This window comes from Brevibacillus sp. HB1.1 (assembly GCF_013332445.1).
Lineage (GTDB): Bacteria > Bacillota > Bacilli > Brevibacillales > Brevibacillaceae > Brevibacillus > Brevibacillus porteri.
In genome coordinates this window covers 152,796-164,698 of record NZ_JABMIV010000012.1, presented here as the reverse complement: position 1 = coordinate 164,698, position 11,903 = coordinate 152,796, and the positions used below count along the sequence as shown (strand labels likewise).

14 protein-coding genes are annotated in these 11,903 nt (G+C 47.6%); 2 read left to right on the top strand and 12 right to left on the bottom strand.

What is annotated here, in order from left to right; translation table 11 throughout:
* Window positions 1–165: 165 nt before the first annotated feature.
* From HPY27_RS25445 to HPY27_RS25430, 4 genes are all read right to left on the bottom strand, one after another.
* Entirely contained in the window at window positions 166–1,572 is a 1,407-nt protein-coding gene (locus HPY27_RS25445; protein WP_174226285.1) for a coiled-coil domain-containing protein, read from the bottom strand.
* Window positions 1,573–2,320: 748 nt separating this feature from the next.
* Window positions 2,321–3,358 (bottom strand): outer membrane lipoprotein-sorting protein, encoded by a 1,038-nt coding sequence (locus HPY27_RS25440; RefSeq protein WP_100169644.1) that lies wholly within the window; start codon window positions 3,356–3,358, stop codon window positions 2,321–2,323.
* A gap of 266 nt (window positions 3,359–3,624) precedes the next feature.
* Complete coding sequence (acpS, locus tag HPY27_RS25435; RefSeq protein WP_100169643.1) at window positions 3,625–4,011, bottom strand: holo-ACP synthase; 387 nt, start codon at window positions 4,009–4,011, stop codon at window positions 3,625–3,627.
* A 155-nt stretch (window positions 4,012–4,166) separates the two neighbouring features.
* Complete coding sequence (locus tag HPY27_RS25430; protein WP_017247291.1) at window positions 4,167–4,415, bottom strand: gamma-type small acid-soluble spore protein; 249 nt, start codon at window positions 4,413–4,415, stop codon at window positions 4,167–4,169.
* Between the two features lie 170 nt (window positions 4,416–4,585).
* Here HPY27_RS25430 and HPY27_RS25425 point away from each other — a divergent pair, with 170 nt between their 5' ends.
* Window positions 4,586–4,837, top strand: coding sequence for a glutaredoxin family protein (locus HPY27_RS25425; protein WP_017247290.1), 252 nt, complete (start codon window positions 4,586–4,588; stop codon window positions 4,835–4,837).
* Window positions 4,838–4,858: 21 nt separating this feature from the next.
* Here the strand turns inward: HPY27_RS25425 and HPY27_RS25420 are convergent, their stop codons facing one another.
* From HPY27_RS25420 to HPY27_RS25385, 8 genes are all read right to left on the bottom strand, one after another.
* On the bottom strand, window positions 4,859–5,194 hold the full coding sequence (locus HPY27_RS25420) for an ArsR/SmtB family transcription factor (RefSeq protein ID WP_048036218.1): 336 nt from the start codon (window positions 5,192–5,194) through the stop codon (window positions 4,859–4,861).
* A gap of 97 nt (window positions 5,195–5,291) precedes the next feature.
* Window positions 5,292–6,911, bottom strand: coding sequence for a GMC family oxidoreductase (locus HPY27_RS25415; RefSeq protein ID WP_174226284.1), 1,620 nt, complete (start codon window positions 6,909–6,911; stop codon window positions 5,292–5,294).
* Window positions 6,898–7,500, bottom strand: coding sequence for a gluconate 2-dehydrogenase subunit 3 family protein (locus HPY27_RS25410; protein ID WP_017247287.1), 603 nt, complete (start codon window positions 7,498–7,500; stop codon window positions 6,898–6,900). The genes HPY27_RS25415 and HPY27_RS25410 overlap by 14 nt, the downstream gene beginning before the upstream one ends.
* A gap of 27 nt (window positions 7,501–7,527) precedes the next feature.
* Window positions 7,528–7,917: a hypothetical protein gene (locus HPY27_RS25405; RefSeq protein ID WP_106835605.1), complete on the bottom strand. Its 390-nt coding sequence runs from the start codon at window positions 7,915–7,917 to the stop codon at window positions 7,528–7,530.
* Window positions 7,918–8,052: 135 nt separating this feature from the next.
* Window positions 8,053–9,345, bottom strand: coding sequence for an arsenic transporter (locus HPY27_RS25400; protein ID WP_174226283.1), 1,293 nt, complete (start codon window positions 9,343–9,345; stop codon window positions 8,053–8,055).
* A gap of 106 nt (window positions 9,346–9,451) precedes the next feature.
* Window positions 9,452–10,165 (bottom strand): SDR family oxidoreductase, encoded by a 714-nt coding sequence (locus HPY27_RS25395; RefSeq protein ID WP_174226282.1) that lies wholly within the window; start codon window positions 10,163–10,165, stop codon window positions 9,452–9,454.
* A gap of 35 nt (window positions 10,166–10,200) precedes the next feature.
* Window positions 10,201–10,752 carry an NAD(P)H-dependent oxidoreductase gene (locus HPY27_RS25390; protein ID WP_017247283.1) on the bottom strand — a complete coding sequence of 184 codons (552 nt, stop codon included), beginning with the start codon at window positions 10,750–10,752 and terminating at the stop codon, window positions 10,201–10,203.
* A 3-nt stretch (window positions 10,753–10,755) separates the two neighbouring features.
* Window positions 10,756–11,379: an ester cyclase gene (locus HPY27_RS25385; protein WP_174226281.1), complete on the bottom strand. Its 624-nt coding sequence runs from the start codon at window positions 11,377–11,379 to the stop codon at window positions 10,756–10,758.
* 172 nt (window positions 11,380–11,551) lie between these two features.
* On the opposite strand from HPY27_RS25385, the gene HPY27_RS25380 reads away from it, so the two are divergent.
* Window positions 11,552–11,890, top strand: coding sequence for a winged helix-turn-helix transcriptional regulator (locus tag HPY27_RS25380; protein WP_017247281.1), 339 nt, complete (start codon window positions 11,552–11,554; stop codon window positions 11,888–11,890).
* Window positions 11,891–11,903 lie beyond the last annotated feature (13 nt).

Sequence of the window (11,903 nt, the reverse complement as noted above, 5' to 3'; positions counted from 1 at the left end):
TCAATAAGTTACTCTGAATGTATCGTGTTTTCCCGCTGTGTGTCAATTCGCGGATTGTCCTTTCACCTCATTCGCACGTTGGTTTTTATGTACAAATCGACCCTCATCGACCAATCCCGAGAAAATAGAAAAGCAGATGGGATTAGCTCCCACCTGCTGACTTTTCTACATTGTTTTCTCCTGGTCTTTTCCCTCTTTTTCATGTCTTGGGAAAACGACTTTTTCAAAGCTGCCATCCACCATCTTTTGCACCATCGCTGTCAATTCCTCGCTGCGTTTGTCTGCCTGCTCCTGTGTGAGCTTGCCTGCCTTTACTTCTTCTTTTAGCTTGGCTTCGCGCTGACCTACCAAGAGCTCGATGACGTCATCCACTTCTACGCCCTGCTCCTTAGCGATGGTTGCCAACGATTTCTCTGCTTTTTGCTCTTCCTTCAGTTTGTCTGCATCCAGCTTGAGGAGGGACAGCAGTTCTTCATTATTTTTCTCGAAGCCCATTCCTTTACCCGGTCCACGTCCTTGATGCGTGTTTTGCACCATTTCTTTTACCCGCTCACTGGCATTCTCATTCATTTTGTCAGCTTGTTCCTGTGTCAGCTTCCCGGCGGTTACCGCCTCTTTCAGATTGGCCTTTTGTTGTTTGACCAAAAGCGCTACCAGATCATCCACGGATACACCTTGCGCTTCTGCGATGGTAGCCAGCGATTTCCCTGCTTTTTGCTCTTCCTTCAGTTTGTCTGCATCCAACTTGAGGAGGGACAGCAGTTCTTCATTATTTTTCTCGAAGCCCATTCCTTTACCTGGTCCACGTCCTTGATGCGTATTTTGCACCATTTCTTTTACTCGCTGGCTCGCATTTTCATTCATCTTGTCAGCTTGCTCCTGCGTGAGCTTGCCTGCCGCTACCGCCTCTTTCAGCTTGGTTTCCTGTTGTTTTACCAACAAATCCACCAGATCATCCACAGATACGCCTTGAGCCTCTGCGATAGCAGCCAGCGATTTGTCCGCTTTCAGTTGTTCTTGGAATTTAGCTGCATCCAGTTTCAAAAGGGACAGCAGTTCTTCGTTTTTCTCGAAGCCACCGATGAAGCCACCTTTGCCTGAGCCACCTTTGCCGAAGCCTTTATCCGGTTTCGTGTTTTCTACCTGTTCTTTTACGCGATCGCTCAGATTTTCAGACAGCTTATCTGCCTGCTCCTGCTTCAGCTTGCCTGCTGCTACTGCTTCCTTCAGTTTGGCCTCTTGCTGTTCAACCAGAAGTGCTACGACATCGGCAGTGTCGACTCCTTGGGCTTGTGCAATCGCTGCGAGTGTTTTCCCTGCCGCAAGCTCTTCTTTCAGCTTGTCAGCATCCAGCTTCAACAGCGAGAGCAGCTCTGTATTTTCTTTGAAGTTTTCTTTGAAGCCCACTCCACCGTGGTGGCCCATCTTGCCTGTTTTGAATTTTACTTCTGCCGGTTTATTCAATGAAGCTGGTTTTGCTGAATCGGCTGCCATTGCTCCGCCTATGCTACCCAGACTCAGAACCACTGCCATTGTTCCCATCAACATTCCCATTTTCGTTTTGCTAAACATATACACTCAACCCTTTCGTCTTTTCTCGTGAAGTGTGCTGCCTCTTTGGTACAAGACCAAGTGTACATGGGTATTTTTAGATTCCCGTTTGAGAAAAAAGGAAAACTTGAGGGAAAATCGTAAAAAACTATGAAAGGCATTTTGGTTTGAGTCAACATGGTGGAGGAAAAGAAAAAGCACAGTTCTCTTCGACTCTGACACGCCAGCGTGGGGGATTGACTGTCCGTCTCCACTGCAAAAAGAGGACCGTCGAGCCAAAGCCACCCTACGGGCGGACGTTTCTCAAGGAAGAAGTGTTCGACAAGCGGGTCCCCTTTTTGGAGTTCCGACTGGGTAGGCGTTGTCAAGGTCTGCGAGCCCTGTGCTTTTTCTTTTCGCCAGCTTTTTGGATTCATCGCTCTCTTTAAAACTTAGGAAGATCATCCTTTGAGTATCAACAGGGAGGTATTTTTCTCAAATAGTGGGACAAAGTCACTTGGGAAGAAGTGCATTTCCAGTCCAAGCGCCTCTGGAGCCCACCTGAGCGTAGGATTGAATGTCGGGGAATTTCAGCTTTACTTATGAACTACTTCATCGAAACTTCTACGTTTGAAGCGCTCCCGACATTCAATCCGGAGCGGACAGTCTAACTCCTTGCAGGGCGTAGGCCGAAGCGTAGACTGGAAATGCGCTTCTTCCCCTCCGCTACAGCCACTTTCCAAAGCAAAAACAAAAGAGGACGGCATTCACCGTCCCCTCTCCCACACTTTTATTTTGCGCTGAGACCATATGTCGACTGTGCGACATTCACCATTTCTTCCTCAGGAAGATCCCCCGCGATTGTATACTCGATGCCGTCGAGCTCCCACGTCAGCAGTCGCTGATTTTCACCTGTCTGCGCAAGCACACCCACCGTAAAGCCGAGGTTCACAGGCATACCTTGCTCATACGACACAGATGCTGCTGTCGGGCGTCCTTCGATTACCTTGTAATTGTAGGCCCCTTTGTAGGTCAAGATGACTTTCCTCTCCCCATCACGGGTAACTGGCTCAATATCTCCTTGCTTAACCCCTTCTGGCATATACGTAGGGACGATGACACCGAATTGGCTGTTCGGCTGTTTCATGACCTGTCCATTTGTTTTCGCCATTGTTGGGATCGTTGTCAACGAGCTCGTTGTCATGTTGCGCTCTTTGTCAAAGGCATCTTTGTCAAACATAGGGTTGAACGAAAAATCAGTGAAATCAATCCGTACGAGCGGATTCATGCTAGCATCCATAATTTCGGCGTGCGTCGGTTTGAAATCTTCTGTCAGCCAAATTTTTTGCTTGGTCAAAGAACGATTACCGCTGTAGTTCGCTTTCACTTCGAATACATACTGTTTTTCTTCCATCTTCATTTGGCGCTCAGTGTCATCGATAATGCTCTTGGCCAGTGTTTCGTATAGATACAACGGTCCGTTGTTCTCAGGCCAGCCACTTTGGAAGCGGAAGCTCTTGTTCAGATGCGGGGTCAGTACAAAGACTCCTTCATTGTTTCGCAAGATGATTTGTGTAATGCCACGCTGCTTCGAGGTGAGAGCTACCCGATAGTTGGTTGGCTTTTCATACCAGACCTGAACATCGTACTCCATGGGGGTAGAGCCTGTCTGCATGGTCAAAACAGCCTGAGACTTGTACCCAGACATTTTTCCCAGCGTACCGTTCAGGTCGCTCACCACATCTTCTGGTGTTTTCTGACCGAAACAACCGCCAAGGAACAGGGTGAAAACCAACAATAACACCAGTGGTAAAGCTACCCGTTTCATTCAATGAACTCCTCCTTGTCAATATTTTCGACAAAGAAGGGCATCCCTGTCTATTTCCTGGGAAATCTGTCAGTCTCTCGCCCATGCAGCGCACATCGTGTCAATGGTTGCAAATGGATACGAAGTTGGCGATATATCGCTTGGATCGGCTACAGACTTAGCCTTCCTGTGTAAGAGCAGGTAGTCCCTCCTGATCTACGCGATATAAATGTATGTCCATCCTCGTCCCAATATGCAGACAAGTTTATCGAGGTTGTTCAAAACATCTATCGTTGTTCTACAATGACTTGCGCAATCGCATGCGTTTGGCTATGCGAAATGCTCACATGAATATGGACGAGAGCGGGGTCCAGATCGAGTTTGCTGTACACCTCGTGCTTTATGGTCATGATCGGCTTGCCCGAATCATTCGGGAGGATTTCCATATCCAAAAAGCTGAGTACGGCTCCAATGCCTGTGCCAAGAGCTTTTGCTCCCGCTTCCTTGGCAGCAAATCTGCCTGCAACCATTTCCGCCTGTCTCGTCTCTGTCTTTCCATGCAAGAGCTGTTGTTCATCTGTGGTCAAAAAGCGTTTGATTGCACTCTCTTGTCTTTTTATCAAAGTAGCGATGCGCTCTATTTCCACTATGTCTACGCCTGTTCCAATGATCATGAGCAATTGCCTCCTAGTGGGCGGATTTACGAATCACAGTATCATCCACTTCCACGCTTTTGCAAGTGCAAGGATAGAAACCACATTCCACGCATAGACTTTCCGAAAAAATAGGAAAACCCCCGCAAATTGCGAGGGCCTTTTTCCGCTGGCTCCTACTCAGTAGCTTGGCCAGAAGATTGTTGTGCAGCCGATTGTTGGTTTTGACGGCGAACCTCCGCAACATTTGTCTCACTTGCGAACTCAGTCGCAGCGCCTTGGGAAGCAGCGCGTTGTGCGGATTGTTGGTTCTGACCACGAACCTCTGCTGCGTTTGTTTCACTTGCGAATTCAGTCGCAGTGTTTGCTGCTTGGCTAGCTTGGTTCGCTTTGCCCATACCCGCTTGTTTGTTTTGTTTAGGCATCGTTACTTTCACCTCCTCGACGTCACTGAATATAATTTGTACAGCCCCCTATGTGCGTATCCATCCTTATTTTCCCAAATTGTGCTGTTGTTGACTTGCTTTGTCGCGAACGATCATTCATATTGGAAAGAGCAAGGCTTCTACTCTGCTTTTGAAAGGAGCAATTCTGTATGGCTCACAAGGTTATTATCTATACCCAAGTCACTTGCGGTCCTTGTCAGGAAGAAAAAATGTGGCTGACTTCAAACAACATTGCTTTCGAAGACAGAGACATCCGAAAAAACGAGGCTTATTTCCAGGAAGCTATTCAATTAGGCGCCAGCATGACACCTGTAACCTACATTGAAAAGGAAAACGGCGAGCAAATGGTCATCCATGGATTTGACAAGGAAGAACTAAAAAAAGCGTTGGATCTCAATTGATCCAACGCTTTTTACGACTGATCAGCCAAATGAAGGTTCACTTGCAACTGATTTTTGTTTGACGATTGGCGACATATCCGGCAAGTTAGACAAAATTTGCTTAACTTCAGGACCGCATTCTGTATTAACGGAGTAATATACCCACGGTCCCTTCCGACGCTCTTTGACCAAACCATGAGTTTTGAGCTTAGCCAAGTGCTGAGAAACAGAAGGCTGGGAAGTTTGCAAAATTTCCACGAGATCACGGACACATAAGGACTGTACTTGCAGGAGAGCCATGATCGTCAAGCGCGTCTTGTCACCAAGTAGCTTATAAGTCTCTGACAAAAACAGAACCTGCATCAAATCCATTTCCATAAGGATACCCACCTTTGCCTTACATATCTGTTTATCAGTATACTATATGGCTTATATGATGGGGAAGATAGGAACGCAAAAGTTATGTGAACCCTGCTTATACCTCTTGCTTTTTCATCGCCTCAATGATCTTGTCTGCAGTGCGCGCAGCCAGCGCCATGACTGTATTTGTCGGGTTGCTGCCACTCGAGGTAACGAACGTAGAAGCACCCGTTATGAAAAGATTGGGTATGTCATGTGACTGCCCATATTCATTCACAACAGAGGTTTCCCTGTCATTCCCCATTCGGCATCCCCCCATGAGATGAGCGGTATCCGATACCACATGCTCTGGCTGCCCACCCATCGCCCCTATAATCCTGTTCATTTGCCCAATAGCATGCTTGTACAGTTGTTTGTCGTTCTCCTGATAACTAAACGTTACCGTAGGGATCGGCATTCCGTATTCATCTTTTTCCCCAGAGAGCGTCACTCTGTTATCGGGATGAGGCAACACTTCCCCGACCAAGGTGATCCGCGCATACATATTGTAATCCAGCATGGTTTCTCGAAGCTGTTTTCCCCATAAATACGAGCCGTCTTCCCTCTCGGCAGCAATAGCAGCCGCCATCCCGACTGGACGTGCCCCGTGTGCACTCAATGTATATCCGCGGGCAAATCCTCGTTCCCGTTCCGTCTCATAAAAATGCTGGGTCAGAGCAAGGACAGGTGTCCCTTTATACAATCGCACTTCCTCCGGGAGTCGTCCGTATACATCATGACTGGAGTGAGGCATAATAGCTTTTCCTACCCATCCACTCGAATTCGCCAACCCTTGCGGAAACTGAGCATTCGCCGAACTGAGTAGCAATCTGGGAGTCTCCACCACAAACCCGGCCAAAATGACCACACGAGCCATTTGCCTGTGCGTCAAACCATTATGGTTGAACAACACGCCACTGACCCGGTCTCCAGCCATCAAAATTTCCGTCACCATGCAGTCGGACAGCACCTCTGCCCCCTCCGCTATCGCTTTGGGGATATGATGAATCAGCCCGCTGTATTTGGCATTCGGCATGCACCCTTGATTGCAAAAGCCACGATTAATACAGGGAGGACGTCCATCAAAGGGGGCCGATAAAATCGCCAGAGGGGCGACCACACTCTCGATCCCCAGCTTCTCGCACCCTTCCCGGAACAGTTGGGCATTGGCACTGATTGGCTCCCGAACGGGGTACGGATACGGGCCTTGAAAGGAACCCCACGGAAAATGATTGGGACCTGAGACCGCAATCTCCCGTTCAATCTTGTCGTAATATGGAGCAAGGTCCTGATACGTAATCGGCCAGTCTTCCCCTACGCCGTCTACGGTCTTCGTCTTAAAATCACTCTCGTGGAAACGCAGGAACACCCCCGTAAAATGCACGGTGCCTCCCCCAATTCCCCGTCCTGAGTTGTTATGTCCCAAACGCAGTGGATCATTGCCTGCTACCAGCCTTGTTTCCTGCCAGGCCAATCTCCGCATCGACAGCTCATCACTGGCAAAATCATGTTGAGGGTCCCAAAACGGCCCTGCTTCCAGTACGACTACACGCAACCCGGCCTTTGCCAGCTCATAAGCCAGTACGCCTCCTGCCGCTCCAGCACCTACGATGCATACATCTGCGTCATCGGCGTATTTTCTTTGATCCACAGGAGTGGGGCGATGAGTAATCGTACGATGGTCATGACTCGTCATTTGCTTTTGCCTCCCATGGGTCCGTCAATCCTTTTTCCACCCGTACATAGCCGCGCGGATAAGCGGGTCCGCCGTAGCCGATGTCCGACCAAACCAACGGATGTGAATAGTACGCACTAACTGTGTCATGCAGCAACCGCTTGAAAAAATCTGCGGGAGCCATGTCTGTCCACGCCTCCTGGTTTTGGATACCCCCATTCGCGACGTGCTGAAGAACGGCTTCCTGCTGGTCTAGCTTCAACGCAACAAAATCTGTTCCATAAGCAGCATGACTCTCCGCATCAATCCCTTTCAAGCCCGAGCGATAGAGCTCTTTTTGGGGTGGAACTCCGACCTTTCGTTGCGACTCGCCAATATTACTAGCCGTCGTATTATCCAGATGCTCGACCACAAAGGTCAGCACCTCCAAACGGTGATCATGGACCAATACGCCTACAACTGTTTGTAAGAGCAAGGATTCAGGCTTCGTAAAAAATTGATTGGCAATCGCGGGCATTCGTCTGGCCCCTACTACTTTCCTTGTGTGAGCATCCCACTCTGTATGCTGGTCCCAAACATCATAGGATGGGTAACGTCCAGGCTTCTCCATGTCCTCTCACCCCTTCGAAAACGATTTTTACCAAAACAGCGCAAGAAGCCCTAATGCTGACATTGCGGTGATCAGTAATGGAAGAATCACAGGAGGACCCACGAGAAAATTTTGACCTTGCGAATAACCTCCCACACGCTGCCCAACCCCTACCGTATGCAAATAGGCCCCGTACAAACCACCAGCCATGCCGACCACCATCATCAAAGCAAACACCCAACGCAGCCAACCCGCATTCACAAACGATAAAACAATAGCAGTAACCGCAAATACAGGGAGCTCAAGCACGGGAATCCACATTGCCCAATGTCGGAAGTTTTGTCTGGAGTGAAAAAGCGTGACCTGAACCGCAATCAGGGCAAACGCCAATCCAGCAAAAAGTATCAGTACGCGTTCGATCGGCCAGCCATGCCACATGGAAACATCCTCCTTTTTACGTACGTTGCGCCTATTTTTTCCGTCTGTGCCAGGTCCTATTCTGCCTATTTCACTGCGAGCAGCGTGATGAATAGAAAAAACCTGCTGACTATTAACCAGCAGGCTTTTCATTCCCTATGAAAAATAAACCAATGTCAGATACAATCCAAGCAAGGTTACCGTCAATGTCGGTACGGTCAAAATAACCCCCGTCCGAAAGTACTGTCCCCACGTAATTGTCACGTCTTTACGTCCCAAAACATGCAACCAGAGTAAGGTCGCCAGTGATCCAATCGGGGTCATTTTCGGCCCCAAATCGCTCCCGATCACATTCGCGTAGATCATGGCTTCCCGCAACAATCCGTCTGCCTGTGTCCCGGCAATCGCGAGTGCGTTGAACATCACTGTCGGAAGGTTGTTCATGACAGAGGAAAGAACAGCAGCGAGAAAGCCCGTCCCCAAGGTCGTTGCCAATAAACCATGCGCCATGAACCAATCCAAGGTGTCCTTGACTAAGTCAGTCAATCTCGCGTTGTGCAGCCCCCACACCACGACATACATGCCAATCGAAAAAATAACGACTACCCACGGCGCTTCTTTCATAATCCGCCGCATGGCGATCGCTTCACTTTTTCTTGCAGCTAGGCAAAAAATGATGGCTGCCCCCGCAATAATGATAGAAACGGGCGTATGGATGGACTCGCTTATAAAAAAACCAATCAACAAGACTGCAAGAATCGGCCACGCCAAGCGAAACATTCTGTGGTCGCGAATCGCTTCCTCCGGATTTTTCAGATGGGAAAGATCAATCTGCGCCGGGATGCTTTTGCGAAAATAAAGGTACAAAACCAGCAGACTTCCACCAATCGAAAACAAAGTCGGAATGATCATTTTGGCCGCATACGCAGCAAAGCCAATATCAAAATAGTCAGCTGAAACAATATTCACCAGATTGCTAATCACAAAGGGCAAAGAACTCGTATCAGCAATGAATCCGCTCGCCATGACAAATGCCAAAACCGTTTTCCCATCCAGCTTTAGTGCCCGCACCTGTGCCAACACAATCGGTGTCAGGATCAAGGCTGCCCCATCATTCGTAAACAAGGCAGATACGAGTGAACCAAGCAGGATGACATAAACGAACATAAGCCGCCCATTTCCTTTGGCAAAACGAGCCATATGGAGCGCAGCCCATTCAAAAAAACCGATTTCGTCCAATACAAGTGAAATGATGATAATTCCGATTAAGGCGAGCGTTGCATTCCAGACAATCGAGGTGACCTCTGCGACATCCGCTATTGTGACTACCCCGATCGCCAAAGCCAACAGTGCTCCTCCGACAGCCGGATAGCCAATCGACAGCCCCCGCGGTTGCCAGATGACCAATGTCAACGTGATCAGAAAAAGAAAAAATGAAATCCAAACCACTGCATGTATCTCCTTTCCAAAAACCAAAAAGAACGGACCTCGAAAAGTCCGCTCTCCTACCATACTACAAATTAAAATGATCCGAAACGTCCGGTAATGGAATCCTTTAAAGTAAAATGTGGCCACCTTCTACATGCAGAACAGTGCCGGTTACAAAACTATTTTTGAGCAGGTATAGTACGCTTTGTGCGACGTCTTGCGCTTGTCCAACTCGTTTCACAGGGAGCTTGTCTGCCAATGTTGCATAGAAATTATTGCGCACGTCTTCCGGCATTTTACTGCGTGATGGCGTATCAATAATGCCAGGTGAAACGATATTTACACGGATTGGTGCCAGTTCCAAGGCGAGGGTTTGCCCCAGATTCGAAACCGCCGCATTGACTGCACCAAGCGCAGACGAACCAATCATCGCTTTGTAGGCGACGACTCCGGAGAATAAGGTGATGGAACCGTTTGTTGAAATCTTTGGCGCTCCGTACTTCGCCGCGTAGTATTGGCCCCAGAATTTGTTATCAAACAACTTCCGCGCTTGGGCTGTATCCGTTTGAAGGAATGAACCGCCAGATGTTTCAGCCGCACTGACGACCAGATGATCAAACGTGCCTACTTTTTCAAAAAAGGCCTGAACTTGCTGCTCATCGGTGGTATCCAGTGTATACGCCGAGGCTTTGGAACCCAGACTCTCTTTTGCCTTCTGCAATTTATCCTCGGAACGGCTGGCAATGATCACTTCAGCTCCTAGTGCTATTGCCTGTTTGGCTGTCTCCAAACCAATTCCAGAGCTTCCGCCGATGATGACTATCTTTTGATTGTGCAACATGATAGGATCTCTCCCCTTTCCTTTGAGATTTTCATTTAGAAACTCAATACTTGTTTGAGATGCGCCTCGAGTTCGGATACAAATCGATCGATCTGCGGGTTTTTGATGACGTCATAGCAAGCAAAGCTCTTTACAGGTTGCATGCCCAAAAATTCCTGTACGCGGTGCAAATGGCTGATTGCATCTTCCAAGCTTTCCCCTTTAAAAAATTGGGTTGGATCGTTAAATGCTTTTTCTGGAGCATTCCAAGTCGTCGAGAACATATATTTTTTGTCGGTTAATAAACCGCCTCTTCCGTATTGATTCGCACCCTTGAAAAACAATCCGTACGCAAATACTTCATCCATATATGTTTTCAGTAACCCAGGGACACTGAACCAGTAGATGGGGGTTTGATAAATGACCATGTCTGCCCAAAGAAATTTCTCGTGCTCTTCTTCGATTTTGTATCCATTTTCAATAATAGTAGTTCGCACATGGTTCTCTTTCTCGAGCAGACTCACCATATGATCCATCAACGTTTGGTTCAGTTTCCCCTCTGATGAACCATATTTTTGGTGACCATTGATGATTAGGATTTTTTTCATTTTTTACATCTCCTTTACGACGCCAATTTGTTGCATAAAGGTTAAATTGTCTTCCAGATGCCAGTCTTCCACAAGCTTCCCATCCTTGATCCGCAAAACATCGATCGCCATAAATTGAATGGGTTTCCCGGTCAAAGGTTTTCCCATAAACTCGCCTTTGCTCGTACCCGTAAAGGAAAGACGAGCTGTCACCTTGTCCCCTACTACCAATAAATCCTCAATTTTGCATTGCAAGTCGGGAACTGCTTTACGGAAGTTGCGAGAAGCCAATAACAGGCCATCGGGACCTTGAGGTCTTCCTTTCGGCAACGTGTTATCCATGAAACTTGGAGAAACGGTTTGTGCAATGAGATCCTCGTTCCCCGTGTTCCAGAATCCGTAGAAACGTTGAGCGGCCTGTACCATTTCGGTAGCTTCTGTTGCGTTCAATGAGGAATCAATCATCATTGAAACGGGTTGAGGAAGATCCTTCAATAGTTGAACGTCTGTCTTGACGGACAACTCAGCAGTTTGATTCTCATAAGCTGACGTTTTCGAATCATTCGCGCATGCTGTTGCGAACAGCATCGTCCCGAAGATGACAGCAATACCAGCTATCGAACTCATTTTTTTGGTGCGTGGAATCATGTTGTTCGGATCAACTCCTTATTTAGAGTGGAAGTATCGGTTCACATTGATATTGTAAATACACTAACTTCATTTATGGAAGTAGTGATATTTAATTCATATAGTTTCCGAAAAGATAGTATTGCGCTATACTGGGCCAAAGAATCACAAAAAATTTTTGGAGGATATTCCGATGAATGTTCTTGAGCCAATCGAACTGAACAAAGGAACCCCGGGCCAACCTTGCCCCATTGCCAAAACACTTGACGTTATAGGGACTAAATGGACCTTTTTAATTATTCGGGACCTGCTTATCGAAGGAACGCTGCGTTTCAGCGACCTGCTGAAATCCATGGATGGGATTAGTCCGAAAACACTGTCGCTCAGACTTAAAGAATTGGAGGAGCACGGCATATTGGAAAGGAAGGTGTTTCCAGAAGTCCCTCCGCGTGTGGAATATACGTTAACGGAGAAAGGGAAACGATTAGAAGGTATTTTCATTGAGTTAAAGAGATTTGGGCTACAGTTATAAACATTTTAAAATT